Origin of the sequence: Streptomyces sp. NPDC008092 (genome assembly GCF_042957285.1) — a bacterium.
In the GTDB taxonomy this organism is placed as follows: Bacteria; Actinomycetota; Actinomycetes; order Streptomycetales; family Streptomycetaceae; genus Streptomyces.
This window is the reverse complement of the sequence record NZ_JBIBHY010000012.1, coordinates 226585-252332: the sequence shown is the minus strand read 5'-3', so window position 1 is coordinate 252332 and position 25748 is coordinate 226585. Positions and strand designations below refer to the sequence as shown.

The window sequence follows — 25748 nt, the reverse complement described above, 5'->3', positions numbered from 1 at the left end:
CAGAGGGTTGACGCATCGAATGTGCGAATTTAACCTCCTTGGACGTTCGATCTTTTATAGAGCCACCTGCTTTGACTTGAATTCTGTCCAGCGGAGACATAAATCGTCGAGCACTTCAGTGGTGAGGAGTCCGCATGGAGCTCGATCGGAGATCGGTACGACGCCGCGGCGGCCGTTTACGCCGTACGGCGCTGGTCGCGGGAGTGAGCGCGGCGGTCCTGGTCGGGAGTGCGGCCGTGGCTCCCGGCGCCTCGGGCGCGGGCAGCGCGGGCGTGACCGTCAGGGTGTCCGCCCGCGTCGCCGCCCTCGTCGGCCGGATGACGCTGGACGAGAAACTGTCCTTCGTCCACGGCGGCACCGATCCGAAGGCGCTCGGGCAGGCCGGATACATCCCGGGGGTGCCCCGCCTCGGGATTCCCGAACTGCGGCTCACCGACGGCCCGGCGGGTGTCCGGGTGAACGAGCACGCCACCGCGATGCCGGCACCGGTCGCGCTCGCCTCGTCCTTCGACGACGGACTGGCCCGGGAGTTCGGCCGGACCGTCGGACGCGACGGCCGTGCGCTGGGCCAGGACGTCCTGCTCGCCCCCATGACGAACACCATCCGGGTGCCGTACGCGGGGCGGAACTTCGAGACGTTCAGCGAGGACCCGCTGCTCAGTTCCCGCATGGTGGCCGGCGAGGTCGAGGGCGTCCAGAGCCAGGGCCTGATCGCCACCGTCAAGCACTACGCGGAGAACAACCAGGAAGACAACCGCATGGGGGTGAACGTCAACGTCGACGAGCAGACCCTGCGTCAGATCGAGCTGCCCGCCTTCGAGGCGGCCGTCAAGGCCGGCGCCGGGGCGGTGATGTGCTCGTACAACTCGGTGAACGGCAGCCACGGTTGCGGCAGCGAGGAACTGCTCGACTCGATCCTCAAGGAGCAGTGGGGCTTTGCGGGCTGGGTCATGTCGGACTGGGGTGCGACCCATGCGACGACCGACATCGTGAACGGCCTGGACCAGGAGATGCCGAGCGGCGTCTACCTGGGCGGGGAACTGAAGACCGCGATAACCGACGGCACCATTCCGGTCTCGGAACTGAATGATTCGGTCGCGCGTATTCTCCAGCAGATGACGAAATTCGGTCTCCTCGACGGTGCGGCGACCCGGCGGCCCGCACGCGATCCGAAAGGCGGCGCGAAAGTCGCCCAGAAGGTGGCCGAATCCGGCGCGGTCCTCCTGAAGAACACCGCCGGAGCGCTTCCGCTGACGGGCAAGGACAGCAGCATCGGGCTCATCGGCCCGACCGCGAAGACTCCGAAGGTCACCGGCGGCGGCAGTTCCAACGTCGTACCGGACTCCGCGGCCTCGCCGCTGGACACGATCACCGCGCGGGCCGGGCGGCACACCACGGTGCGCTACGCGGCCGGCGTCGACACCGGCGACCCCATCCCCGCCTCGGCCCTCAGCCCCGCCCTGCCGGTCGACGCGGACGGCACGATCCCCGTCACACCGGACGCCTCCTTCTACTACGGCGGCACCCTCACCGTGCCGACCGACGGCGACTACTCCTTCGTCTTCGACCTGCCCGCCGCGTACGGCCTGGTGAAGATCGACGGGAACAGCGTCATCACCGGCTTCCTGGGCTCCAGCAGCGCCACGGTGCACCTCACGGCGGGAGCGCACAGCTTCGAGGCCGGTGCCCTCGCGATCCAGGGCGGGCCGACGAAGGTCCGGCTGAACTGGGTCACCCCGGAGGCCGCGCAGGCCGCGCGGGAGGAGGCGGTGGCGCTGGCCCGCCAGGTGAAGACGCCTGTCGTCTTCGCCTACGACGACGGCACCGAGGGCTTCGACCGGAAGAACCTCTCCCTGCCTGCCGACCAGGACGGGCTCATCTCCGCCGTCGCCGACGCCAACCCGAACACGGTCGTGGTCCTCAACACCGGGTCGTCGATCACCATGCCGTGGCTGTCCAGGGTCAGGGCCGTGCTCGACATGTACTACCCCGGGGAGAACGGGGCCGAGGCCACCGCCGCCCTGCTCTACGGCGACGTGAACCCCTCGGGAAAGCTCACCCAGACGTTCCCCGCGAGCGAGTCGGCCACGCCGGTGGCCGGGGACCCGCTCAGGTACCCGGGAGTGGGCGACCAGGAGGACTACTCCGAGGGCGTGTACGTGGGCTACCGCTGGTACGACAAGGAGCGGACCGCTCCGCTCTTCCCCTTCGGCTACGGGCTGTCGTACACCTCCTTCGCCTACCGCGACCTCGCGGTACGGCAGAGCCACGGCGCGTTGACCGTCTCGTTCACCCTGAAGAACACCGGCACCCGTGACGGTGCCGAGGTCGCCCAGGTCTACTTGGGCGCGAGCCCGGGGACCACCGCGCCGCAGGCGGTGCGCTCGCTCGGCGGCTACCAGAAGGTACGGCTGCGCGCGGGTCAGTCGAAGACCGTGCACATCCGGGTCGACGCCCAGCAGCTGAAGTACTGGAACACGTCCTCCCATTCCTGGGTGCTCGGCACCGGGAAACGCGACGTGTGGGTCGGCTCCTCGTCGCGGACGCTGCCCCTGCACGGCAGCGTCGGCGTCAGCCGCTGACCGACCGGTCCCCCGTATCCCGCCAGAGAGGTCCCCTCCCCCATGACTGCCAGCAGAATCCGTGCCGCCCTGGGCGGCGCGCTGATCCTGTCCATGACCGCCGTCGGCCTGCTGCCCGCGACGGCGTCCGCGACGACGTCCGTCACGGCGTCGGCGCATGCGCCGTCCGCGGTGCCCACCGACAAGGGTGCCGTCCGTGGTGCCGTCTCCCGAGGCGTCGAACGGTTCCTCGGCATCCCCTACGCGGCGGCCCCCACCGGCGCCCTGCGCTGGCAGCCGCCGCGGCCGGCGGTGCGCTGGACCGGCGTCCGGGAGGCGACCGCCTTCGGCAACCCCTGCCCCGTGCTGCCCAGCGGCAACGGTCCGCGCAGCGAGACCGAGGACTGTCTCGACATCAACGTGTGGCGGCCGGCGGGCGTGCGGGCCGGTGCCCGTCTTCCGGTGCACGTGTTCATCCACGGCGGCGGCCTGACCAACGGCAGCGGCGCGCAGAACGACGAGTCGAAGCTCGTACGGGAGACGGGGGTCATCGGCGTCTCGCTCAACTACCGGCTGGGCGTCTTCGGTTTCCTCGGGCTGCCGGCTCTCACCGAAGAGGGCGGCGAGTCCGGCAACTACGGCTTCATGGACCAGCAGGCCGCGCTGCGCTGGGTGCAGCGCAACATCGCGGCCTTCGGCGGGAACCCCGCGGCGGTCACCATCGACGGCGAGTCCGCGGGCGGCTGGTCCGTCTGCGGTCATCTGGTGTCGCCCGGCTCGCGTGGTCTGTTCGCCCGTGCCGTGATCCAGAGCGGCTCCTGCCCCAGCGAGCCGCAGGCTCGGGCCGAGGCCGCCGGAACGGCGTTCGCCCGGGCGGCGGGCTGCGACGGCCCCGACCAGGCGGCCGTCCTCGGCTGCCTGCGGTCGGCCCCGGCGGGCTCGCTCCTCGACGCGAGCCGGACCTTCTCGGCCGCTTTCGTGGACGGGACGCCGACGTTTCCGGTGAACGTACGCGAGGCGGTGGACAGCGGGCGGTTCGCCCGCGTGCCCCTGGTCGTCGGCGCCAACCGTGACGAGGGCCGCACCTTCGCCCAGGGCTACATAGGGGCGGGCAAGGACGCCTATCTCGCCTTCGTCCAGGGCTTCGCCGGGGACCGCGCCGACGAGGTCCTCGCCCACTACCCCTGGCCCGGGACGTCCGACGCGTACACCGCGGCGTACCTCGTCGGCGCGATCATGACGGACTCGGGGCTGATCGGGGGGATCGGCGGGTGCGGGCAGCGCTCACTCGTGCGGACCTTCGAGCGCTACACCCCCACCTATTCGTACGAGTTCGACCACCGGACGGGGCCCGGCCTGACGCAGATACCCGGCTACGTCTGGGGTGCCGGGCACGCCGCGGAACTCGCCTACATCTGGCCGAGCTTCGACAACGGCACGCCGATCGCCCCGCTGTTCGACGCCGCCGAGCGCCGGCTGGCCCGCGAGATGACGCAGTACTGGGGCGCCTTCACGAAGACCGGCCGGCCAGCCGTCGCCCGGCAGTCCGCCTGGCCCGGCTACCGCAGCGGCACGGGGCTGACGCTGTCGCTGCGGGCGGGAGGCAGGAGCGTCCTGATCGACGACGCCCAGGTCTCCGCCGAGCACCAGTGCTCGTTCTGGGACGGCATGACGGTCGCTCAGAGTTCCTGAGGCCACGGCGCGTCGGGGGACCTCCCGCCCCGCACGAGACCGGAGAGCCCCGGGGGAGGTGGTTTCCCACCTCCCCCGGGCCCGATGAATGCTCAGTCGATACAGAACTCGTTGCCCTCGACGTCCAGCATCGGGATGCAGGACTCGTTCTCCTCGTCGGCGTACAGCGTTCGCACGTGGGTCGCGCCGAGCGCGACCAGTCGTGCGCACTCGGCTTCGAGCACGGAGAGGCGCTCGTCCCCCACGAGACCGGTGCCGACCCGGACGTCGAGGTGCACCCTGTTCTTCACGGTCCTGCCTTCGGGGACGCGCTGGAAGTACAGCCGCGGGCCCACGCCCGTGGGATCACTGCAGGCGAACCATGATCCCTGCTTCTCGGGAGGCAGGGTGCGGTTGTGATCGTCCCAGGTGGTGTAACCCTCCGGTGGCGGCGGCATGACGTACCCGAGCACTTCGCACCAGAAGCGGGCGACGCGCTCGGGTTCCGCGCAGTCGAAGGTGACCTGGAACTTCTTGATCGCTGACATCGGCGCACCGTACCGCGTACCCGGGGAGCCTGCCGCTCATTTCCCCGGGTGGGCGGCGGACGGTCCGCGCTCGGGCGTGCGGTCTAGAACTCCTCGACGAAGTAGGGCTCGACGGTCATCCAGCCGTTGCCCGAGGCGCCGTTGAGCCGGCCCGTGGAGTTCTGGGCGAGGGTGTACCAGGACTCCACGTAGTCCGGGTCGTCGGTGAACCAGCTGTCGGGGATCGCGCTCAGGACCGCGTTCACCAGCGGGATGTAGGTGCCCTGGTCGGTCACGGTGAGCAGTGCGGTGGTGATCGCCTGCGCCAGTGCACGGTAGTTGGTGCCGTCGTCGTCCTCCATCATGACGACGTCGGCCAGGTTGTACTTGTAGTTGGACCAGTTGACCAGGATCTGGTTCGGGTAGTAGACGGTGCCGTCGTAGTCCAGGTAGGGCATGTCCACCGAGTCGACGCGCGCCGTGCCGTCCTGGCCGAAGCCGGTCACCAGCGAGAACATCTCGGCGGCGCCCTTGAACCAGGGCTCCTGGTCGTCGTTCACCTCGACGGCCGTGACCTTGGTCGCCCACCAGCCCCCCGCGCTCGCGGCACGGGTGCTGTTCGCCGCCTTCGACGGGAGGGAGGTCAGGCCCTTGTCGGCGAAGGCCTTCTGCAGCACCTGCAGGCCGGCCCGGTGGGCCTTGGTGACGTCGATGTCCAGGATGTACAGCGGGCGGTCGGGGACGTGCGCGGTGCCGACGGTGTGGGCGTGGCCCCGGCTGTCGTACGCCGTGAGGTTCTTGGCGTCGTCGCCGGTCGCGGCGACGGCGATCCAGGGGGTGGCTCCGGCCCGGAGGTGCGGCCGCATGGACGGCGCGCCCAGCCGGACCCGCAGCAGCGACCCGGTCGACGCGGGCAGGCCCTTGAGGCCCGCGATGCGCCGGTCCGCGGCCGAGACGGAGGCGTGCAGGTTCCGGCCGGCCGGGTCGGCGGTCCTGCTCGTGAGCGCCTGGAGGTCCACGTCCCCGGTGCCGAGGGCGGCCGCCCGGACCTGCTCGCGCCACCGCGGGTCGCGCAGCGAGGCGGACAGCGCCCGTGCGATCCGCTGTTCGGCCGTCCGCACCGGAGACTTCCGGAACGCCGTGGCCTGGTCCCCCGCGTCCCGCACCGGCGCTGCGATCGCCGGCTGGACGCAGCCGCCGATGACCGCGCACAGCATCATGCCGATGAGGACGCCGCGTCTCTTGCTCGATCTGCTCACCATGCTCCTTGTGTTGTCGGTCGCCGCCGCGCCCACGGTGAACGGGCGGCCGTCATGGGGGGGATGGGCCCGGATCCGATCGCAGGATTGACCGGTACATGACATTCACGAGTGCTTGGGATGAACAGGCATCCGCACATGAATGATCGGGGCCGCATCGGGGCGGGGATGTTCACCGCACACGCCTGGCCTCGCCTCGACGGGAGCCGGTGCTCCCCGAGTCGCGGCCGGGAGCGCGGCTACCGGGGGCTGTCGGCGGGCGGCCGGCCGCGAGGACTGCTCAGCGAACCGAGCATGATCTTCTCGGTTTCGGCCAGATACGTCTCCGCCGCGCGCCGCGCCTCCGCGACGTCCCGGCCGGCCACGGCCCGTACCACCGGCGCGAGCCGGTCCGCCGCCCGCGCCGCGTCCTCGAACGGTGCCCGCAGCGCGGCCCGCACCGGAAGATAGGCGTTGAACAGCGTGTTCGTGAGGAGCAGATAGACCCGGTTGCCGGTGGCCCGCGCCAGTTCGCGGTGGACTTCCACGTCGGCGAGCTGGACGGCGTCGGCGTCCGGGCCGTCCGCGACCTGACGCAGCAGGTGGTCCAGCCGCCGGGCCTGCCGGTCCGTGCGCCGGTCGGCCGCGCGGCCGGCGATCAGGGTGCCGATGTGCCGGCGCACCTCGAAGATCTCCCGCAGCCACGTGGGGTCCTGCGCCGCCAGCATGGGAAGCAGGTCGGCGCCGCCGAGCCGCAGGTAGTCCAGGACCCGCGTGCCGATGCCGTGCCGGGTGCTGAGCAGCCCCGCCTGCTCCAACCGTGTCAGGGCGTGCTTCAACGTCGTACGGGTGACCCCGTACCCCGCTGCCAGCTCCCGCTCGGGGGGCAGCAGGGATCCGGGGCCGTGCGTGCCGCTGAGGATGTCCTCACGCAGCCGTGCTTCAAGCAGGTCGACCACGGTTCGGCGCGGAATGCTCTCGACGGCCACGGAGGATCTCCCAGGCTTCGGTCAGTGGTTCAGCGGTCCGCTGGTCTAGCGGGCCGCCGGTTCAGCGACTTGTCGGTCCAGTGGCTCAGCCACTGGACCAGTGAAGCAGTCCCTTGAGCACCACGTCAATCGCCTGTGAAAGCTGAGTAGTTGAGACCGGGACGCGAGCGGCCCGGCGCGCGCCGGGGTCCGGTCACAGGGTGGCTCCGTAGGGGTCCCGGTCCTCCGGGACGAGCGGTACCGCGGGCGCCGTGCTGCCGATGCGGACGGTCTCGCCGGAGGTGACGGCCTCCTCGATGGACACCATGGTGTCCAGGACGTGGTAGCCGAGGTCTCCACTGGCGATGTGCGCTCCTCCGCCGCGGACGGCCCGCGCCATGTCCAGGACTCCCAGGCCGCGGCCGCCCTCGGTGCCGACGGGCGGGACGGTCTCCCACTCCGCCTCCCGGCCCCGCTGCGGCACGCGCGTGATCCTGACCTCGCCGGCGAAGGTGTTGGGGTCGGGCAGGACCAGGGTTCCCTCGGTGCCGGTGATCTCGACGAACCCGGTGCGGGTGAGCGGGGAGTCGAAACTGAAGACGCTCTGGCCGACGCCGCCGCTCTCGAACTGCGTGAGCGCGGAGACATGGGTGGGCACGTCGACGGTGAACTCGGTGCCCGCGCGCTCCCCGCTGCGTACCGTACGGACCGTACGGGCGGTCGAGCCGAGCGCGGCGACCCGGGAGACCGACCCGAACAGGCAGACCAGGGCGGTGAGGTAGTAGGGGCCCATGTCGAAGAGGGGGCCGGCGCCCCGGGCGAACAGGAACTCCGGGTTCGGGTGCCACAGGTCGGGTCCCGCGTACTGCATGACGGTCTGCGCGGACAGCGGGGTGCCGATGTCGCCGCGCGCGATCGCCCGCAGGGCGGTCTGGAGGCCGGGGCCGAGGATCGTGTCGGGGGCGACCCCGATCCTGAGGCCGGCCGCGGCCGCCTGGTCGAGCAGGGCCCGCGCGTCGGCGCGGTCCAGGGCGACGGGCTTCTCGGACCACACGTGCTTGCCGGCGGCCAGGATCGCGGAGCTGACCTCGGCGTGCACGGCGGGCACGGTCAGGTTGACGACGATCTCGGCGTCCGGGTGGGCGAGGACGTCCGCGGCCGTTCCCCACTCCTTGACCCCGTACGCGCGGGCCTGGGTCTCGGCGCGCGCGGTGTCGAGGTCGCCCACGACGGCCACGTGCAGGTCGGGGTAGCGGGTGAGGCTGGTCAGGTACTGGTCGCTGATGTTGCCGGCGCCGATGATGCCGACGCCGACCGGGTTGTGTGCGGTCATCAGGCGATGCCCTTCCCCTTGAGGTAGGAGATGCCCGTCGCGATGCCCTCGAAGACGTCGCCGTCGTAGTGGTCGAACTCGATGACGGCGTACTCGGCGTGCTCGGCCGCGGCCAGCGAGGCGGCCAGCGGGATCTGCCCCCGGCCCGCCGCGACCTGGCCGGTGCCGGCCGGGTCGAAGGGGGCGCCCGAGGTGAACGGGTCGTCGATGACGGGTCCGTCCTTCACATGCAGGGCGCGTACCCGTGAGCCCAGCCGGCCGAGGAGGGCGACGACGTCGTTGCCGCCGGCCGCGGCCCAGAACAGGTCGATCTCCAGGGCGACTTCCGGGTCCAGGAGGTCGGCGAAGTACTCGAAGGCGCTGACGCCGGCGACGGTGTGCACGAACTCCTGGGAGTGGTTGTGGTAGCCGACCCGGAGCCCGTGGCCGGCGGCGCGTTCGGCGGCCTCGTTGAGGAGGGCGGCCGTGCGGGCGATCTCCTTCTCGCCGGCCCACCGGGAGGCGGGCACGAACGGGTCGAAGAGGATCTCCACGCCCAGGCGCCGGGCGGCCCGGAACGTGTCGTCGAGACCGGTCCCCGGTGCGCCGTCGGGCGACAGGAAACCGGCGTGTCCGGTCCGGGCGGACAGGCCGTGCCGGGCGAGCGCGTCGGCGAGGCCGTCCGCGCGGTGCGTGAAGCCGAAGACCTCGACGTTGGTCAGTCCCAGGGCGGCCAGACGGCCGAGGGCGGTGTCTTCGTCGGACTCCAGAGCCTGGCGTACGGAGTAGAGCTGAACCGACAACTGTGGTGTCGACAAGGGGAACTCCTCTCGTGGCGGACGGCCGGTAACCAGAATACCGACAGGGGTGACGGTTTCTAGGGGTCGTTAGCATCTCGTCCATGGCGAGGGAAACTGCGCGGCCCGGGGCGGCCCCACGGAACTACCCCAAGGGGGAGCGCCGGCGCGCCCAGATCATCGAGGCCGCGTTCACCGCGTTCGGGCAGGTCGGCTACCGCAACGCGAGCATGGTGCAGCTCGCCGCCGCCTGCGGTGTCTCCCGCGCGGGCCTGCTGCACCACTTCCCGACCAAGGAGTCGCTCCTGGAGGCGGTCCTGGAGGCACGCGACCGTCAGGACGGCGAGCACTTCCTCGACTCGGGTGCGCTCAGCCAGGACGGCCTCGCCTACTTCGCGGCGATGATCAGGCTCGTCGCCCACAACCAGGCCAACCCCCTCATCGTGAGCCTGTTCGCGGTGCTGTCCAGCGAGGCCACCGCGGCGGACCACCCGGCGCGCCCGTACTTCACCGCACGCTACGAACGCACCCGCCGCGAGATGCAGTCGGCCGTCGACGACCTCGCGCGGCGCGGGCTGCTGCGCCCCCACGTGGACGCCTCGCACCTGGCGGCGGACCTGGTCGCGTACATCGACGGCCTGCAGGTCCAATGGCTGCTCAGCCCGGACACCATCGACATGCCGGATCACCTGCGCGGGATCCTGCGCACCGTCATCGGCGTCGAACTCCCCTAGTTTCCCGACCCGTTGTGAAGTTCCCGAGAGGTGGAGCCGGCATGGACGTGTACGAGGCGGTGGACAGCCGCCGGGCCGTACGGGCGTTCAGCGGGCGGCCGGTGCCCCGGGAGGTGCTGACCCGGGTGCTGGCCGCGGCCTCGCGGGCGCCGTCGAGCGGGAACCTCCAGCCCTGGCAGGTGTACGTGGTGTCCGGGGAGCCGCTGGCCGAGCTGAAGCGGCAGGCCACGGCCAGGGCGCTGGCGGGCGACCCGGGCGACGAGCGGGAGTACCCGATGTACCCGGCCGAACTGGCCGCGCCGTATCCGGAGCGCTTCGCCGCCGCGGCCGCGCAGCGGTACGCGGCCCTGGGCGTCGAACGGGACGACCCCGGCCGGCCCGTGAAGATCGCCGCCCTGAACTCGGGGGCGTTCGGGGCGCCACTCGTGCTGTTCTGCTACCTCGACCGGGCGATGGGCCCCGGGCAGTGGGCGGACGCCGGGATGTATCTGCAGACGGTCATGCTGCTGCTGCGGGCCGAAGGCCTGCACAGCTGCCCCCAGGTGATGTGGACGATGTACCGCCGGACCGTCAGCCGGCTGGTCGGCGCCGACGGCCACCTCGTGCTGCTGTGCGGTCTGGCGGTCGGCTTCGAGGAGGAGGGCGCGCCGCGGGTGCGTACCGGCCGGGCCGAAATCACCGAGACGGTGCGGTTCGTCGGCGACTGACCGGGCCGGCCGGGCCGGGTGCGGCGGTGTGCTTCAATGCCGGGCATGGACGGCTCCGCCCGCATGTGGATCAGCGAGATACCCTCCCTCGACCCGGACACCCGGGAGGTGATTCTCGACCTCGACCGGACATCCGCCGATCCGGCCGAGCGGATGGCCTGCCTGCTGCTGGACCGGGGGCACGAGGGTGAGGCCGGGGTGTTCTACCTGCTGCCGGAGGATCTTTCGGCCCGGTACGAGCGGACCGGGAACCGGCTCTCCGTGTCCCTGCTGGCCCGCCGGGACGTTCTCGCCCAGGACCTGGCGGCACGTCCGGCCGCGTTGCGGGCGCACCTCGACCGGCTCCCCCGCGATCCCCTGCACGACGAACGTGTCGTGCTGGTGCGCCGGGAGACCGTCACCGACTTCGTGCCCGCCGAACGGGACGGTTTCCAGCAGCCCGTGGTGCTGATCGACCACGACGCCGGCCACGACGCCGGGGTCGGCGGCGGGCCGGATGCCCTGCCCGGACTGGTGAGCCTGTTCGAGAGACACGAGGCGGGCATCGTGGTCGTCGCCGCGCCCAAGGCTCCGCCGGCCTGACGGTGTCCGACCGCGCCTGCCCGGTGCTGCGGAATGCCGTGGGCGGGTCCGGTCACAGCCCGAACAGGCGTGCCGCGTTGTCGTGGCAGACCGCCCGCAGCCACTCCGTGCCGAGCTCCAGCCGCTCCAGGGCGTGGAGTTGGTGCACGTAGGGGTAGGGGATGTTGGGGAAGTCGGAGCCGAGCAGGACCCGGTCGCCCAGCGCGGCGATCCGGGGCAGGGCCCGGGGCGGGAACGGCATGAACCGCTCGGTGAAGTCCGTGAACGCCATCGTGGTGTCGAGCCGCACCTCCCCGTACCGCTCGGCGAGGCCGGCGAACTCCTCGTACTCGGGCATCCCCATGTGCGCGACGATCAGCCGCAGCCTCGGATGCCGGGCCAGCACCCGCCCGACCGGACCGGGGCCGGTGTGCTTGCCGGGGGCCGGGCCGGAGCCGCAGTGGATCACGACCGGGATCCCGGCTTCGGCCAGCAACCCCCAGGCCGGGTCGAGGAGTTCGTCGGCCGGGTCGTACCCGCCCACCTGCACGTGCGCCTTGAACACCCGGGCGCCCGCGTCGACGGCCGCCCGGACGTACGTCTCGACGCCGGGTTCGGGGAAGAGGGTCGCCGTGTGCAGGCAGTCGGGGGTACGGCGGGCGAAGTCGGCCGCCCACGCGTTCAGCCAGACCGCCATGCCGGGCTTGTGCGGATAGAGCATCGAGGTGAAGGACCGGACGCCGAACTCCCTGAGGAGGGCGGTGCGTTCGGCCTCCTCCCGGCGGTAGGTGATGGGCCACTCAAGGTCGCCGATCAGCGGTCCGTTCGTGTCGAAGTAGTTCCAGACCTTGTGCAGGACCCGCTCGGGCATGAAGTGGGTGTGGACGTCGATCAGTCCGGCCAGACCGAGCCGTTCCCGGAAGAGGCGGATCTCCGCGGCCTCCTCATGCCCGACCGCCCCGATGGCGGCCTCCGTCCCGCCGGCGGCGTCGCCGGGTTCCGGTGACCCGGCGCCGTGGGCGGGAGCGGGTGCGGCGGGGTCAGCGGGTTCGGCGGGAGTGGCGGAGGCCGTGCGGTGATCGTTCATACCGCCCACGATCGGTGCCGGGGAGCGGCGAGTCCAGTCCCTGCCGGGCGGCGGTGCGTGCAGGGGTCGTACGGCCGGACGGCGGGCACGTCCGAGCGCCAGCGCGGAGGGCGGCCCGGTGCGGGGGCCGCCCTCCCGGGACGCCGGGTCCTGGCACTGAGCCCGATGCGCTGGGCCCGGGGAACGCAGCCGGGAGCATCGGGCCGGTGCAGTGCTCAGGACAGGTAGCGCTCCACCTGGGAGGCCGGGCGGACGCTCGCCTCGCCGGGGTCCTGACCGGCCGCGGTCCTGGCGCGGCGCTGTCGCAGCAGGTCCCAGCACTGGTCGAGTTCCGTCTCCAGGCGGGCCAGGCGGGCGTGCTCGGTCGTCCCGTCGATCTCCTCCTGCGCGAGGCGGTCACGCAGGTCCTTCTCCTGGCTGATCATTTCCGTGATGCGGCCGAGGATCTCCTTCTCGGCCTCGGCCTCTGGTCCTGTCATGACTGCCTCTTTCCGGACGACGGTGCAGGTCACGGCTGCGACGGGGCGGTGTTCGCCGATACCTGCGCGTCCGCCCCTGTGCCACCACCTCCTACCTTCTCCCACCCGGCTCCCAGCCGCATCGGCTGGGCGCGCGGCGAGCACCGCCGGACGGTGACAGAGCGTCAAATCCCTTTGATTGACGCGGAATTCAGGCGACAGCACTGGCGCTCCACACCTACCAGCGGGTAAGTCATGGCTCTGTCACCATCGGCAACTCCTGTCACGGCGAAGGGATACCCCGTGCGTCTGCGTCCCCTGCGCGTCCTCTGCTGTTCCGCCGTCCTCGCCCTGTCGGCGCCCGTGTTCCTGCCGGGCACCGCGTCGGCCGCGGTCCCGGCCTCCTCGGTCTACCTGCAGAACTACGTCACCGGCCTCAACGCCGCCGACAGCGGCGGCACCGTCGCCGCGCACAACCCCAAGGGCAACGAAGACCACCAGCAGTGGACCGCCGTCGCGGTCAGCGGTGGCTACCAGCTCCAGAACGCCGACGAGTCCGGCACCTGCCTGGGACGCAACGGCACCGCCGCGGTCACCGCCGCCTGCGGTGCGGACGGCACCACCTGGACGGTCACCGCAGGCGCCGGCAGCACCTACTCCGTCTCCGTGCCCGGCACCTCGCAGTACCTCACCGGGTCCGCCTCCGACTCGGCCGCCGTACAGGTCGGGTCCTCCGGCGACCTCGCCCGCTGGTACCTCACCCCGGTGTCCTACGCCACCACGGCGATGCCCTCCGCGGACACCCGCACCCTCGACCAGGTGACGTTCCTAACCGCCCACAACGCCTTCGCCAACGGCTCGGACGGCAACTTCGCGTCCTTCCCGGTCAGCCTCTTCCCCAACCAGAACTACGGCATCAGCCGGCAGCTGTCCGACGGTGTGCGGGGCTTCATGCTCGACGACTACACGGTCTCCGGGCAGGCCGTGCTGTGCCACAACAGCTGCGACGGCGTCAGCAACCCGGTCCCGCTCGCCACCGACCTCCAGCGCATCGTGGACTTCCTGAAGGCCAACCCCGGCCAGTTCGCCACGGTGTTCCTGGAGGACTACGCCTCCTCCGACGTGCTGAAGTCCTCCCTCGCCTCCGTCAACGGCCTGTACGACGTGCTGTACCGGCCCGACCAGGACGGCGTCGCCACCAAGGGCTGGCCCACCATGGCCGACCTCGCGGCCCGCGGCAAGCAGTTGCTGGTCTTCAGCGACCGGACCCGGGCCAGTGACACCGCCAACGGGTATGCCACCCGCGACACGTTCGGTGTGATGTACCAGCGCGAGTGGACCGTCGAGAACTACTGGTCCATGGGCGCCGGCCTCGGTGGCTCCGACTGGTCCTGCTACAGCCGGTGGGGCACCGACAGGCCGCTGACCACGGACTCGTCCGCCTTCCACCCGCTGTTCGTGATGAACCACTTCCGGGACTACCCCATCGCCGGCACCGCCGCCACCGACAACGGCAAGATCCTCAACCGGGCGCAGAACTTCTGCACTCCCGCCGCCCGGAAGAAGCCCAACTACGTGGCCGTGGACCGCTACGACACCGGGTCGCCGACCCCGCTGACCACGGTGGGCACCCTGAACACGTACATCCTCACGCCGGGCCAGTGAGCGGCGGCCGGCCGGGGCGGCGGGAGGGCCGTCGTCCCGGCCGGCCGAGGTCGAGGGGGGCAGGTCCGGTTCAGGGGCCGTCGCGGTGGGAGCCCGGGGTGTGTCCGAAGGCGCGGCGGAAGGCGTCGATGAAGGCGCTGGCCGAGGACCAGCCGCACGCGTGGGCCACCGACGTCACCGGCATCCGGTCGGCGAGCAGGACGAGCGCGTGCTGGAGGCGCAGCTGGGTGCGCCACTGCGGGAAGGTCATGCCCAGATCGGCGCGGAAGAGCCGGGACAGGGTGCGGTCGCCGGCGCCGACCGTGCGGCCGAGTTCCCTCAGAGTGCGGCCGTCGGCCGGGTCGGCCTGCAGGATCGCGCACACCTCGCGGAGCAGGGGCGCGGTGGGGGTGGGCAGGTGCAGCGGCTGTTGCGGGGAGGCCCGTAGCTGGTCGAGCAGGACGGCGCGGAGGCGGGATCGTTCGGGGCTGTCGTCGTCCTCGTCGCGGGTGTAGGCGATGATCAGCTCGCGCAGCAGCGGGCCGACCGCGAGGACGGTCGGGGTGCCGAGCGCGAGGGGGTTCTCGGTGGCGGGCAGGCCGACGAAGTGCAGTTCGAGTTCGCCGTAGGCCCGGTGCGCGTGGACGGTGCCGGCCGGCACCCAGATGGCGCGGGTGCCCGGGGCGACCCAGGAGCCGGCGTCGGTCGTCACGGCCAGCACGCCGCGGCCCGCGTAGACGATCTGGTGGTCGTCGTGCCGGTGGGCGTCGATCTCGTGGCCGGCGGCGAGCCGGCGGGTCTCGGTCGCGGCCACGGCCTCGTGGCGGATTTCCGTCATCACTTGGCAGATTACCGGAAGTACGACAGGCAGCCTGGCCCGGAGCATGGCGGGGTGCGAAGAAACTCATCGATCACTCTGCTCTCCGTCGGCCATGGCTGCGTCGACATCTACCAGGGCGCCGTCGCGGCGCTGCTGCCGTTCTTCGTCGCCGAGCGCGGCTATTCGTACGCGGTCGCCTCCGGGGTCGTACTGGCGGCGTCCGTCCTGTCCTCGGTGGCGCAGCCGCTGTTCGGGGTGCTCACCGACCGCCGCCGGCTGCCCTGGCTGCTGCCGGTGAGCACCCTGCTCGGCGGTGCGGGGGTGGCGCTCAGCGGACTGGGCGGCTCCTATGCGCTGACCCTCCTGTCCATGGCGCTGTCCGGGATCGGCGTGGCCGCCTACCATCCCGAGTCCGCCCGGGTCGCGCGGCTCGCCAGCCGGGGCAGCCACAGTGCGATGGGGGTGTTCGCCACCGGCGGGAACATCGGCTTCGCGCTGGCCCCGCTGATGGTGGGTGCCGTGGTGGCGGACGGCGGGCTGCGCTGGACGCCGCTGCTGGTGATACCGGCGCTGGCCGGTGCCGCGCTGTGCGTGCCGGTGCTGCGCGGGCTGCGCGAGGGCGGGGCTGCCGGCGCCGCCGCGCCGGGTCCGGCCGGATCCGACGACGTGGCGTCCTTCGTGCGGCTGTCGCTGGCCGTGGTGTTCCGGTCGGTCGCCTTCGTCGGCCTGAGCACCTTCATCGCGCTGTACGCCCGGCAGCGCACGGGTGGCGGGGCCGCCGCCGGTTCCGCGGCGCTGACGGTGCTCTACCTCGGCGGCGCGGTCGGTTCCGTGCTGGGCGGCTCCCTGGCGGGCCGCTGGGACCTGGTGACCGTCTGCCGCTGGTCGTACGTCCTCTCGGTGGTGGCTGTCGCGGGTGTGGTGTGGGTGCCGGGTCCGGCGCTCTACGTGTTCGTGGCGCTGACGTCGGTCGGCCTGTACGTGCCGTTCTCGCTCCAGGTCACCCTCGGCCAGGACTACCTGCCCTCGCGGATCGGCACGGCGAGCGGGGTCACCCTCGGTCTGACGGTGAGCGTCGGCGGCCTGGCCGGCCCGCTCCTGGGCAGCCTCGCCGACGCCACCTCCCTGCAGACGGCACTGGCACCGCTGGTCCTGATGCCGGTGCTGAGCCGGCTGCTGTTCGGCACCCTGCGCGAGCCCGGCACGGCGCTGCGGCACAAAGCCGTGGCGGGCGTGGCGGGCGTGGCTGAGAACGGTACGGCCGTCGATGCGAGCCGGCCGTCGGCGGGTGGCTGACGCTCATGCCGCCCGTCAGGCCGTCCAGACCCGGTCGGCGTAGTCGAGGAAGTTGCGGCCGAGGATCTTCTCGATGCGCTCGGAGCGGTAGCCGCGCTTCTCCAGGAGGCGGATCAGGTCGCGGAACTGGTCGACGCCGCGCAGGTCGACGACGAAGGGGTAGGTGTCGGCCCGTTCACCGGCCGCCCCGACACCGGCCGCCCGGCGGGCCGCCACGTGTTCGGCGAGGGCGGCGCGGTAGGCGTCGAGGTCGTCGACGGCGGTCACGCTGCCGTCGGTGCCGATGCCGACGTGGTCCTCGCCGCAGACGTCGACCGCGTGCACGATGTGGTCCACGACGTCGGCGGCGGTGGCCTGCCCGGTGAGACTGAGGAAGGGCATGAAGTAGATGCCGACGAACCCGCCCCGGTCCGCGACCAGTCGGAGTTCCTCGTCGGTCTTGTTGCGCGGCAGATCGGCGAGGGCGCGGCATCCGGTGTGGTTGACCGAGACGGGCCGGCGGGAGTGCCGGGCCGCGTCCAGGCAGGTGCGCTCGCCGCTGTGGGAGAGGTCGACCATCAGGCGGTGGTCGTTGAGCGCCTCGACGACCTGCCGTCCGAAGGGGGTCAGGCCGCGGTTGGCGGGGGCCATGGAGCCGTCGCCGAGGTGGTTGGCCTGGTTGTAGGTGAGTTGTACGACGCGTACCCCGGCGTCGGCGAAGGTGGCGACCCGGCTGTCGACGAGGGCGGGGTCCTCGCCGACGGCGACGGCGTTCTGGAAGCCGTAGACGACGCCGATCCGCCGCTCCCGGTGCGCGCGGTGGATGTCGGCGGTGGTACGGACCTTGAGCAGGTCGGCGGGGTGTGCCTCGATGATCCGGTCCCAGACGGCGATCTCCTCGATCGTGTGCTCGTACGGCGGCAGGTCGCCCATGGTGTAGCCGAGGGTGATGTTCACGGCGGTCAGGCCGGAGGCGTGGGCGTCGGCGATCGCGCGGGCGTCGACCGCGAGTTGGTCGCTGGCGGGGTTGAGCTGGGTGGCGGCGGCGCGGGCGGCCGGGGTGTTGGGGTTGTCGAGCTGGCCCAGGGCGTTGACGATCACGGGGCGGCCGGCGGTGGTCCCGGGCGCTGTCTCGGTCACGGCCTCGTTCACAGTCTCGTCCGCTGTCTCGTTCACTGGGTGTCCTTCTCGAACTCGGCGCGGTCGAAGCGGTGTCCGCGTCTGACGGTGTACGTGATGGTGCGCAGGTTGCCGATGTCGTGCAGGGGGTTCTCGTCCAGGACGGCGAAGTTGGCGAGCTTGCCGGGTTCGACGCTGCCCATGTCGGCCTCGGTGCCGGCGGCGCGGGCGCCGACGAGGGTGGCCGAGCGCAGGACGTCGGCGGCGGGGATGCCGCAGCGGTCGGCGAGGAAGGCGAGTTCGCCGTACAGGGCGGGGAAGGGGTCGCCGGGGTCGGTCTCGTGGTCGGTTCCGGTGCAGACGTCGACTCCGGCGCGGTACGCCTGGGCGGTGACGGCGGCGGCCAACCGGGCGTTGCGGGCGGCCCGTTCGGCGGACTCCGCGGTGTCGCCCCGGAGTTCGTCGCTGGTCCACATGGACGCGGTGGCGTCCAGGACCGTGCCGCGGCGGCGCATCTCGGCGAAGAGCGCGGCCAGTGCCGGGTCGTCGCCCGCGGCGAAACGGTCGTGGTCGACCGGCGGTTTGGTCTTGTAGCTGCTCAGCGGCTCGGTGGGGTCCTCGAAGGCGAGCAGGGTGACGTGGGAGAGGCTGTCGACGCCCGCCGCGACGACCTCGCCGGGCGCGGCCGGGAAGACGGTGGCGTGCGCCCAGACGGCGATGCCCTGGCGGTGGGCCTCGGCGGTGACGGCGGCGACGGTCGCGGCGTCCAGGTCGGCGTAGACCTTGATCGCGGCGGCGTGGGTGCCCCGGGCGAGGGCGACGGCGATCGGCAGGTCGGTGCCGGGGGTGACGGCCTGCATCCAGGGGACGGCACCGGGAACGGTACCGCGGCAGACCTCGTGGGTGCGGGGGTCGTCGAAGAAGGAGGGTCCGGCCATGAGGGCGGCGTAGCGGATGTCGGGGCCGGGGATCTCGCCGACCAGGGTGGCGCGGGCGAGGTCGCCGACGTGCCGCAGGTCGTCGGCCATGTCGCGGACGGCGGTGACCCCGCTGTACACCAGGCGGCGGAGCACGGCCTCCGCGACGGGCCGGTCCGGCGGGGTGGCCAGGTGCTGGTGGGTGTCGACGAGGCCGGGGACGACGAACCGTCCGTCGAGGTCGACCTGGGGGGCGTCGGCGGCGTGCGGGGGCAGCGGGTCGGCGTCGCCGGTGACCGTGTGCAGGCGGGCGCCGTCGGTGACGATCGTGGTGTCCGGCCGGAGCGGGCCGCCGGTGCCGTCGAAGAGGGTGGCGCCGCGGTAGACCGTGACGGTTCCGGCGGGCGGAGCGGCCCAGGGGGTCGGGGCGCCCGGGGGCAGGTCGGTCATGGTCACCCTTCGGTCCGCTGAGGCTCTGTTGCCGTGTTACGCGGTATGCAACAGATGTATCGTGTGATGAAAATCCAGGTAACTGTACTCTGCAGCCGTCGGGCCGCCGCAAGGGCCCGTACCGGACAGGACGCCCCGGTCCGTGGTCAGCGCGGCACCGGGGACGAGAGGGAAGAGCCGCCGTCATGCCCGACGCACCCGCCGCCCCGGGGCCGACCCGGTCGGCCGTGGACAAGGCCCTCGACCTGGTCGAGGCCGTCTCGCGCGCGCCGCACCCGGTGCGGCTGACCGATCTCGCCGCCGAGGTCGGGCTGCACCGCGCCACCGCCTACCGGATCCTGCTGGACCTGGTCCGGCGGGGCTGGGTGCTGCGGGCCGGTGACCGCTATCTGCCGGGCGCCGCGGTGCTGCGGATGTCCGCGTCGGCCGCGGGCAACTCCCTGACCGCGCTGGCCCGTCCGGTGCTGGAGCGGCTGTCGGCGACGACCTCGATGATGGTCAACCTCCAGGTGCTGGAGGAGGGCGGCGCCCGCGTGATCGACGTCGTCAGACCCGAACGGCTCGCCATGATCAGCCACTTGCGGGGCGAACTGCTGCCCGTACGGCGGTTCGCCGGGCCGCTGGCCCTGGTCGCCGCGCTCGAACCGGAGGCGCGGACGCGGTGGTTGGGCAGGCTGCCCGCGGACGGCGCCGACCGCACGGACCTCGCACGGGAGTTGGCCGAGGTGGCACGGACCGGCGTCGCCGTGGAGCACGGCCGCAACGACAAACTGGTGGCCTCCGTCAGCCGGGCGGTCGTGCCCGCCCCCGGGGCGCCGGTGTGCGCACTGACGGTGGTGGGACCTGAGGCCGAGTTCGACGGCCCGAAACTGGCGGCCGTGGAACGGGAGTTGAGCGTGGCGGCCGATGAACTGGTGGCGGCGCTGACCGCCGACGGAGCGGAGGCGGGCCGGTGAGCGGCGCCCTGGTGCTGGACCGCAGGCAGACGGCCGCCGCGCTGGAGCCGGCCGGCGTGCTCGACGCGGTGGGCCGGGCGCTCGTCGCCGTCGCCCGCGGTGAGGTCTCCGTTCCGCCGCGGATCGCCGCCCTGACGCCGGCCGGGCTGCTCGGCGCGATGCCCGGGTACGTCACCGGGCTGGGCCTGGCCGCGAAGCTGGTGACCGTGACTGCCGATCCGGAGCACCCGGGACGGAGTTTCCACCGCGGGCTCGTGGTCCTGTTCGACGAGCACGACGGGCGGACCCTCGCGCTGGTGGACGCGGAGGCGCTCACCGAGGTCCGGACCGCGGCGTCCGCCACGCAGAGTGCGCTGGCCCTGGCCGCCCGGCCCGGTCTCGGCCGGGTGGCGGTGGTGGGGACGGGGGCGCAGGCGCGGGCCCAGTTGGCGCTGCTCGCCGCCGTCCGGCCGCAGGCGGAGGTCACCGTGGCCGGCCGTGACCCGGTGCGGGCGGCCGCGGCGGCCGCGCTGTTCCCGGGAGCACGGGTCGCCACGGGCATCGAGGACGCGGTACGCGCGGCCGACGTGGTCTTCTGCTGCACCGGCGCCACCGCTCCCGTCGTCCGCCGGGAGTGGCTCTCCCCCGGCGTCCATGTCTCCTCGGTCGGCGGCTCGCAGGGGACCGAACTGGATCCCGGCACGGTCCGGGACGCGGCCCTGTTCGCCGAGTGGACCGGCGCGGCCGCGTCGCCGCCACCGGCGGGCGCCCACGAACTCCAGGGCCTGCCCCCGGACCGGCCCGTCACCCTCCTCGGCTCTGTCCTCGCCGGCGAGCATCCGGGGCGCGGCGGCGACACCGACGCCCTCACGGTCTTCAAGTCCACCGGGCACGCGGCCCTGGACGTCGCGGCGGTCCGGGTGGCCTACGACGCGGCACGGGCGCAGGGGTTGGGGACACGCGTGGACCTGTGACGGCCACCGGGACCGCCCCGTCGGGAGAACCTCCTCCCCAACCCTTTGTTTCATAGTACATCCAGATGCATAATGCCGTTATGGAAGACCGGGTCGAGGAACGGGCCGCCGACGGCCGACCGGCCGGCGAGGCGGGTCCCGCCGGGTCGCCGGAGCAACTGATGGCCGCCGTCGAGCAGTTGGTACGGCACGTACGGCACAGCGCCACCACCGGCGGCCTGAGCACCGCCGCCTCCGCCGCGCTGGCCCGGCTGGGCCGGGAGGGGCCGCTGCGACTGACCGAACTGGCCCGCGCCGAAGGCGTCTCACAGCCGGGGATGACCCAGCTCATCGGCCGGCTGGAGCGCGCGGGGCTGGTGGTACGGAACGCCGACAGCACCGACGGCCGGGGCGTCCTCGTGGAGATCACCGCGACCGGCCTCGACGTCTTCCGGCAGCGCCGCGCCGAACGCACCTGTGCCCTGCAGGAGTTGATCGAGGAACTGACCGAGCCGGAACAACGGGCCGTACGGCTCGCCCTGCCGGCCCTGGCCCGCGCGATCGAGGAACGCCGGGCACGCGACTGAGGCGCCTGCAGCCCTCCGCGCCTCTGGGAGGGAGGCCCTTACGCCTCCGCCCCGTCCCGGCAATCCGCCCAGGCCATCCGTCCCTTCCATCCGTCCCGTCCGTCCGCATCCGGAGAGAGGACCGTCGATGAGTGCACCGCACCAGAGGGCCGCGAGCCCTTTCAGGCAGCCGAAGGCCGTGTGGGCCGTGGCGTTCGCCTGCGTGATCTCGTTCATGGGCATCGGCCTGGTGGACCCGATCCTGCCCGCGCTGGCCGAGAGCCTGCACGCCTCGCCCAGCCAGGTCTCGCTCCTGTTCAGCAGCTACCTGATCGTGACCGCGGTCGCCATGCTGATCGTCGGCTGGGTGTCCAGCCGGATCGGCGCCAAGCGCACCCTCGTCACGGGTCTCGCGATCATCGTCGTGTTCGCCGCGCTCGCCGGGGCCTCCGGCTCGATCAACGGCATCGTCGGCTTCCGGGCCGGGTGGGGGCTGGGCAACGCCCTGTTCATCGCCACCTCGCTGGCCGTCATCGTCGCGTCGGCGAGCGGCGGGTTCGCCGGTGCGATCATCCTCTACGAGACCGCCCTCGGCCTCGGCATAGCCGTCGGCCCGCTGCTGGGCGGCGAGCTGGGCGCCGTCAGCTGGCGGGGCCCGTTCTTCGGTGTCGCCGTGCTGATGGCGATCGCGCTCGTCGCGACGCTGGCCTTCGTACCGGCGCTGCCCAGGCCGGAACGCCGCACGTCGCCCCTGGCGCCGATCGCGGCGTTGCGTCACCGTGGCCTGCTGACCATGGGCATCATGGCCCTGCTGTACAACTGGGGCTTCTTCACGATGCTCGGCTACGCGCCGTATCCGATGGAGCTGAACGCCCATCAGCTGGGGCTCGTCTTCACCGGCTGGGGTCTGCTGGTGGCCGCGTTCAGCGTCTTCTTCGCGCCGCGTCTGCAGGCCCGCTTCGGCACCGCTCCCGTGCTGTACGCCAACCTCGTCGGCCTCGGCGCGGTGATGGCCGTCATCGCCGCGGGCGTCGGCTCGCCGACGGTCGTGATCGTCGCCGTCATCGCGAGCGGCATCTTCATCGGCGTCAACAACACGCTGACCACACAGGCAGTGATGGTCGTCTCGCCGGTCGAACGTCCCGTGGCCTCCTCCGCCTACGGCTTCCTGCGGTTCATCGGCGGCGGCCTGGCCCCGTACGTCGCCGGGAAGCTGGCCGACGCCACCGACCTGAGCGTGCCGTTCTACCTGGGCGCGGGTACGTTCCTGCTCGCGATCCCGGTGCTGGCCAGCGGCCACCGGCTGCTGCGGGACGCGGAGGCCCGCCTGGCAGGCGGCGAGCCGGCCGTCCCCGCTCTCACGCCCGTCGGCCGGCAGGCCCCGGCCGGCCCGGGTCCGGTCGTCGTGGCCGTCGGCGCCCATGAGCGGGCCGCGGCGATCGTGGATGCCGCCGCCCGGCTCGCGCGGGACACCGGCAGCCCGCTGGAGGTGGTGCACGTCCAGCGGACCGCCGTCGTGGAGGAGTTGGCGGCGGACACCGAGACCCCCGACGAGGCCCGGGCCGCGGTCGTCGCCCATCTCGACCGGCTCGCCGCCCAGGGGTTCGCCGCGACCGGGCAGATCCTGGACAGCGTCGGCGACCACGCCGCGGCCGGCCGGGTCCTGGCCCGGCATGCCGCCGCCGTGCACGCCCGCGCCGTCGCCGTCGGCCGCTCACCGCGCGGGCCCCTCGCCCAGTTCGCCGACGGCAGCCTCACCACCGCGCTCGCCCACGCCGCGACCTGCACGGTCGTCCTGGTCGACCCGGCCGGCGCACCGCTTCCGCTGACCGCGTCGACCCTCGTCGAGCTGCGCGAGCGGCCGGCCTGATCCCTCGGGAGGGGCGACCCGGCCGTGCTGTGGCAGGAATGCTGCGTGCGGTCGCGTCGCGTGCGGTGGCGTTGCGCGTGGTGCGGTGCCCTGCGGTGGGACGAGCCGGCGAGTATGTCCCGGACGACGGCACGGTCCGGTCGGCTCGGGTCCGGCCGACGCCGCGGACGCCCGCGCTTCGGCCCGGCCTCGCGGGGGTCTGTTGCCGGCGCAGGCGGGCTCAAGTCTCCGTTCGCCGGGCCGGCCCGTGGCGGTCGCGGCGGCGACGGTGCCTGTCCGCTCGCCGAGGCACACGAGACCGTCGTTCGACGCGCCTGCGTCAGCGCCGAGTTCCGAGCCTTCGCCGGTGGTGGCACCAGCCCCGCCGTCACATGGCTGCGCGGCCTCGCCCGCCTGGCGCACGTCGAGCGTGGCGGACCTGGCGTCGGCGCCGTCGGTCTCTGCCTCACCGGCAACTTCGCCCGGACCATGACGCTCGAACCGGCTGCCATCGCACCAGTGGTCAACCATCCGTCGCTTCCGCTGGACGATCCCGGCGGTCTGGAGATCAGCGGCGAAGACGCTGCCGCCGTGGCCGAACGCGTAGCGCGAGAGGGGCTGAAGGTTCTCGCCTACCGATTCGACAACGACAGGTGGTGCACCGGCCAGCGGTTCGCAGCCTACCGAACGCTGCTCGGGGACACATTCGACGGCCGTGTGCTCAACGCCGAGGCGGCGAACACGAGCCCTCCGCCCTTCTTCCGTGACGTCGTCGGTTGCGCCCACAGCGTCGTCACGGCACACCTCGTCGACCAGGACGGCCACCCCACCATGCAGGCCCGGAACGAGATCATCGCCTTCCTTGCCGAGCGGCTCGGGACATGGGCCGAGGAGGAACGCGGCCACGATGAACCCCGTGCCAGTGAACCAGTACCGAACCCGCATGCTTCCGCCCCGTGATCGAGTGACCGGTGAAGGCTGCCGAAGCGGTACCACCTCCGGGAGGACCGAGTACTGTCCGAGCTGCGGCAATGCAGCAGACGACGAGCGCTGCAGCGGCTCACGGCATGATCAGGCACTTCATGTCTCACCGAACCCGAACACCATGTCGGGCCAGTCCGTGTCAGGTGTCCGCTCGTCGAGCGCCTTGCTGATCGTCCGCTCTTCGTAGCCGAAGTGGGATTCCATGATCGCCGCCAGTCCGTCGAGCTCACGCCCGATCGCTTCCAGGGCCGCGCCTGGCGATTCGGCAGCCCTGTCGGCGAGTCCGCCCACCCGGGACAGGATGGAGGCGATCAGTCCATGGTCCTCGACGAGTTTCGTGATCGTCGGAGCAAGGTCAGGGCGTTCCCGGAGCAGTTGGGAGAACATCCCGTTGTCCTCACCCTGGTGGTGCGAGGTCAACGCGGTACAGAAGGCCAGGCAGTGGGTGAGGAGGACATCGTCGCTGAGCCGACGGTGTCCCAGCCCTGTCCTGATCTCACGGATCCGGCGGCGCATCTCGTCATGTGCGCGCACGAGTTGCCGGCTCAGGGCGACCGCACGGTCGCCGTCACGGGAAGCCACGGGTGGCGGCCCCTTCGTTTCCGCACCTCCATGCCTGACGCAGACCGTCACCGGCACGCGATGCTGCCGCCATCCGATCACGCGGCGCCGTGGAACGGCAAGCGCGGTCGCCCGGCCGTCCCGAGTGCCGCCGATCAGGAACGCGTACTCACGGATGGAACCGCCACCGGCCTTCAGAGATGACATCCAGCTTGCCGTCCCTGACGCGAACGGCCGTCTCGTCGTCGATGAAGTAGATCGGGAAGTCCGCCCGCGCGGCGATGCGATCGGCCCAGGCGTCGTCCCGCTCGGGGAAATCCGGCGAGTACAGGTGGGGCTTGAGGTACCAGTCGAAGAGCCCGAACGGCGGCTCCACGGTCGTCGCACCGAGTACGTGCAGGTCCGTGGTGTCCCCGATGACGTCGGCGGAGTGTGCGGTGAGATGGCGGCTGAAGATCATTGATCCGGCGCTGAGCCCTACGTAGACCCGGTCCTCCAGCGCCGCCAGGAAACCCTCGGCCAGGCCGTTGCCGGTGATGCTGCGTGCGAGGTGATAGTGGTTGCCGCCCCCGGCATAGACGACGTCGGCGTGGAGCAGCCGGTCCAGCACCATCTGCCGGGGCAGGCCGTTCAGTTCCAGGACGTCGAACTCGCGCCAGCCGAGGCCGTGCAGCCGGTTCAGGTCCGCGACGAGCCAACCGTGGTCCCCGGGCTCGGCGACGGACGCCGTGGGAACGTACACGACGTTCGCCGATCCGAACGGCTTTCCCAGCATGTCCCGCAGCGCATCCCGCAGCGTCTCGTTGCGCAGGCCGCTCGCCGTCAGCAGAAAGTTCACCGGGCGAGCCAAGCACGGCTGACGGACGCGCGCAACGAACCCGCGATCAAGCCGACGTCATCGCCTCGAAGCCGGCAGTGGAGGAAGGTTCGGCGACTTCGTGCGGAGGGAGTGTCACACCCGGCCACTACGCTGCCGTTCGCCGCGGCATCAGCCGATGGCGTGCCGGTCTGTCAGGAGTCTGGGATGACTCGTACCACCCCGCCACGTCCCCTC

24 protein-coding genes are annotated in these 25748 nt (G+C 72.2%); 12 read left to right on the top strand and 12 right to left on the bottom strand.

All coding sequences use genetic code 11. From position 1 onward, the window contains the following. Window positions 1-134 precede the first annotated feature (134 nt). Both ACFZB3_RS34875 and ACFZB3_RS34870 read left to right on the top strand, forming a co-directional pair. Window positions 135-2582 (top strand): glycoside hydrolase family 3 C-terminal domain-containing protein, encoded by a 2448-nt coding sequence (locus ACFZB3_RS34875; protein ID WP_391382642.1) that lies wholly within the window; start codon window positions 135-137, stop codon window positions 2580-2582. Window positions 2583-2624: 42 nt separating this feature from the next. Next, window positions 2625-4253: a carboxylesterase family protein gene (locus tag ACFZB3_RS34870; protein WP_391382640.1), complete on the top strand. Its 1629-nt coding sequence runs from the start codon at window positions 2625-2627 to the stop codon at window positions 4251-4253. Window positions 4254-4345: 92 nt separating this feature from the next. Here the strand turns inward: ACFZB3_RS34870 and ACFZB3_RS34865 are convergent, their stop codons facing one another. From ACFZB3_RS34865 to ACFZB3_RS34845, 5 genes are all read right to left on the bottom strand, one after another. Next, window positions 4346-4780: a VOC family protein gene (locus ACFZB3_RS34865; RefSeq protein ID WP_391382638.1), complete on the bottom strand. Its 435-nt coding sequence runs from the start codon at window positions 4778-4780 to the stop codon at window positions 4346-4348. An 83-nt stretch (window positions 4781-4863) separates the two neighbouring features. Next, window positions 4864-6021: a DUF3103 family protein gene (locus ACFZB3_RS34860; RefSeq protein ID WP_391382636.1), complete on the bottom strand. Its 1158-nt coding sequence runs from the start codon at window positions 6019-6021 to the stop codon at window positions 4864-4866. Window positions 6022-6257: 236 nt separating this feature from the next. After that, window positions 6258-6986, bottom strand: a complete 729-nt coding sequence (locus tag ACFZB3_RS34855) for a GntR family transcriptional regulator (RefSeq protein WP_391382634.1) — start codon at window positions 6984-6986, stop codon at window positions 6258-6260. Window positions 6987-7179: 193 nt separating this feature from the next. Then, on the bottom strand, window positions 7180-8298 hold the full coding sequence (locus tag ACFZB3_RS34850) for a Gfo/Idh/MocA family oxidoreductase (RefSeq protein ID WP_391382632.1): 1119 nt from the start codon (window positions 8296-8298) through the stop codon (window positions 7180-7182). Next, window positions 8298-9095 carry a TIM barrel protein gene (locus ACFZB3_RS34845; protein ID WP_391382630.1) on the bottom strand — a complete coding sequence of 266 codons (798 nt, stop codon included), beginning with the start codon at window positions 9093-9095 and terminating at the stop codon, window positions 8298-8300. The genes ACFZB3_RS34850 and ACFZB3_RS34845 overlap by 1 nt, the downstream gene beginning before the upstream one ends. Window positions 9096-9178: 83 nt before the next feature. On the opposite strand from ACFZB3_RS34845, the gene ACFZB3_RS34840 reads away from it, so the two are divergent. Genes ACFZB3_RS34840 through ACFZB3_RS34830 form a run of 3 tightly spaced genes read left to right on the top strand, consistent with a single transcriptional unit; the run spans window position 9179 to window position 11097 of the window. Beyond that, window positions 9179-9808: a TetR family transcriptional regulator gene (locus ACFZB3_RS34840; RefSeq protein WP_391382628.1), complete on the top strand. Its 630-nt coding sequence runs from the start codon at window positions 9179-9181 to the stop codon at window positions 9806-9808. A gap of 41 nt (window positions 9809-9849) precedes the next feature. Beyond that, window positions 9850-10515 carry a nitroreductase family protein gene (locus tag ACFZB3_RS34835; RefSeq protein ID WP_391382626.1) on the top strand — a complete coding sequence of 222 codons (666 nt, stop codon included), beginning with the start codon at window positions 9850-9852 and terminating at the stop codon, window positions 10513-10515. A gap of 45 nt (window positions 10516-10560) precedes the next feature. Next, on the top strand, window positions 10561-11097 hold the full coding sequence (locus ACFZB3_RS34830) for a hypothetical protein (RefSeq protein WP_391382624.1): 537 nt from the start codon (window positions 10561-10563) through the stop codon (window positions 11095-11097). A gap of 52 nt (window positions 11098-11149) precedes the next feature. On the opposite strand, the gene ACFZB3_RS34825 is transcribed toward ACFZB3_RS34830, so the two are convergent. Together ACFZB3_RS34825 and ACFZB3_RS34820 are read right to left on the bottom strand one after the other, a co-directional pair. After that, window positions 11150-12163 (bottom strand): amidohydrolase family protein, encoded by a 1014-nt coding sequence (locus ACFZB3_RS34825; protein WP_391382622.1) that lies wholly within the window; start codon window positions 12161-12163, stop codon window positions 11150-11152. A 215-nt stretch (window positions 12164-12378) separates the two neighbouring features. Next, complete coding sequence (locus tag ACFZB3_RS34820) at window positions 12379-12642, bottom strand: DUF2630 family protein (protein WP_391382620.1); 264 nt, start codon at window positions 12640-12642, stop codon at window positions 12379-12381. Window positions 12643-12876: 234 nt separating this feature from the next. Here ACFZB3_RS34820 and ACFZB3_RS34815 point away from each other — a divergent pair, with 234 nt between their 5' ends. Further along, a complete protein-coding gene (locus tag ACFZB3_RS34815; RefSeq protein WP_391382618.1) occupies window positions 12877-14286 on the top strand; it encodes an RICIN domain-containing protein in 1410 nt (469 codons plus the stop codon). Window positions 14287-14356: 70 nt separating this feature from the next. Here the strand turns inward: ACFZB3_RS34815 and ACFZB3_RS34810 are convergent, their stop codons facing one another. After that, window positions 14357-15103 (bottom strand): helix-turn-helix domain-containing protein, encoded by a 747-nt coding sequence (locus ACFZB3_RS34810; RefSeq protein ID WP_391382617.1) that lies wholly within the window; start codon window positions 15101-15103, stop codon window positions 14357-14359. Window positions 15104-15157: 54 nt separating this feature from the next. On the opposite strand from ACFZB3_RS34810, the gene ACFZB3_RS34805 reads away from it, so the two are divergent. Next, window positions 15158-16381 (top strand): MFS transporter, encoded by a 1224-nt coding sequence (locus ACFZB3_RS34805; protein WP_391382615.1) that lies wholly within the window; start codon window positions 15158-15160, stop codon window positions 16379-16381. Between the two features lie 15 nt (window positions 16382-16396). Here ACFZB3_RS34805 and ACFZB3_RS34800 read toward each other — a convergent pair whose 3' ends face one another. Together ACFZB3_RS34800 and ACFZB3_RS34795 are read right to left on the bottom strand one after the other, a co-directional pair. Then, a complete protein-coding gene (locus ACFZB3_RS34800) occupies window positions 16397-17536 on the bottom strand; it encodes a membrane dipeptidase (RefSeq protein ID WP_391382613.1) in 1140 nt (379 codons plus the stop codon). Beyond that, window positions 17533-18846 carry an amidohydrolase family protein gene (locus ACFZB3_RS34795; protein WP_391382610.1) on the bottom strand — a complete coding sequence of 438 codons (1314 nt, stop codon included), beginning with the start codon at window positions 18844-18846 and terminating at the stop codon, window positions 17533-17535. Before ACFZB3_RS34795 ends, ACFZB3_RS34800 begins: the two co-directional genes overlap by 4 nt. A gap of 185 nt (window positions 18847-19031) precedes the next feature. On the opposite strand from ACFZB3_RS34795, the gene ACFZB3_RS34790 reads away from it, so the two are divergent. The 5 genes from ACFZB3_RS34790 to ACFZB3_RS34770 all read left to right on the top strand — a co-directional run bounded on the left by ACFZB3_RS34790 (window position 19032) and on the right by ACFZB3_RS34770 (window position 24109). Next, the gene (locus ACFZB3_RS34790) at window positions 19032-19802 is read left to right on the top strand and encodes a helix-turn-helix domain-containing protein (RefSeq protein ID WP_391382608.1); all 771 of its coding nucleotides are present in this window, start codon (window positions 19032-19034) and stop codon (window positions 19800-19802) included. Continuing rightward, complete coding sequence (locus ACFZB3_RS34785; protein WP_391382606.1) at window positions 19799-20755, top strand: NAD(P)-binding domain-containing protein; 957 nt, start codon at window positions 19799-19801, stop codon at window positions 20753-20755. Before ACFZB3_RS34790 ends, ACFZB3_RS34785 begins: the two co-directional genes overlap by 4 nt. 161 nt (window positions 20756-20916) lie before the next feature. After that, on the top strand, window positions 20917-21321 hold the full coding sequence (locus tag ACFZB3_RS34780; RefSeq protein WP_391382907.1) for a MarR family transcriptional regulator: 405 nt from the start codon (window positions 20917-20919) through the stop codon (window positions 21319-21321). 127 nt (window positions 21322-21448) lie between these two features. Beyond that, window positions 21449-23170 carry an MFS transporter gene (locus ACFZB3_RS34775; protein WP_391382604.1) on the top strand — a complete coding sequence of 574 codons (1722 nt, stop codon included), beginning with the start codon at window positions 21449-21451 and terminating at the stop codon, window positions 23168-23170. A gap of 468 nt (window positions 23171-23638) precedes the next feature. Then, window positions 23639-24109, top strand: coding sequence for a hypothetical protein (locus ACFZB3_RS34770; RefSeq protein ID WP_391382602.1), 471 nt, complete (start codon window positions 23639-23641; stop codon window positions 24107-24109). Window positions 24110-24229: 120 nt separating this feature from the next. Here ACFZB3_RS34770 and ACFZB3_RS34765 read toward each other — a convergent pair whose 3' ends face one another. After that, window positions 24230-24901 carry a hemerythrin domain-containing protein gene (locus ACFZB3_RS34765; RefSeq protein ID WP_391382600.1) on the bottom strand — a complete coding sequence of 224 codons (672 nt, stop codon included), beginning with the start codon at window positions 24899-24901 and terminating at the stop codon, window positions 24230-24232. After that, window positions 24864-25532, bottom strand: coding sequence for a Type 1 glutamine amidotransferase-like domain-containing protein (locus ACFZB3_RS34760; protein ID WP_391382598.1), 669 nt, complete (start codon window positions 25530-25532; stop codon window positions 24864-24866). Before ACFZB3_RS34760 ends, ACFZB3_RS34765 begins: the two co-directional genes overlap by 38 nt. Window positions 25533-25748 lie beyond the last annotated feature (216 nt).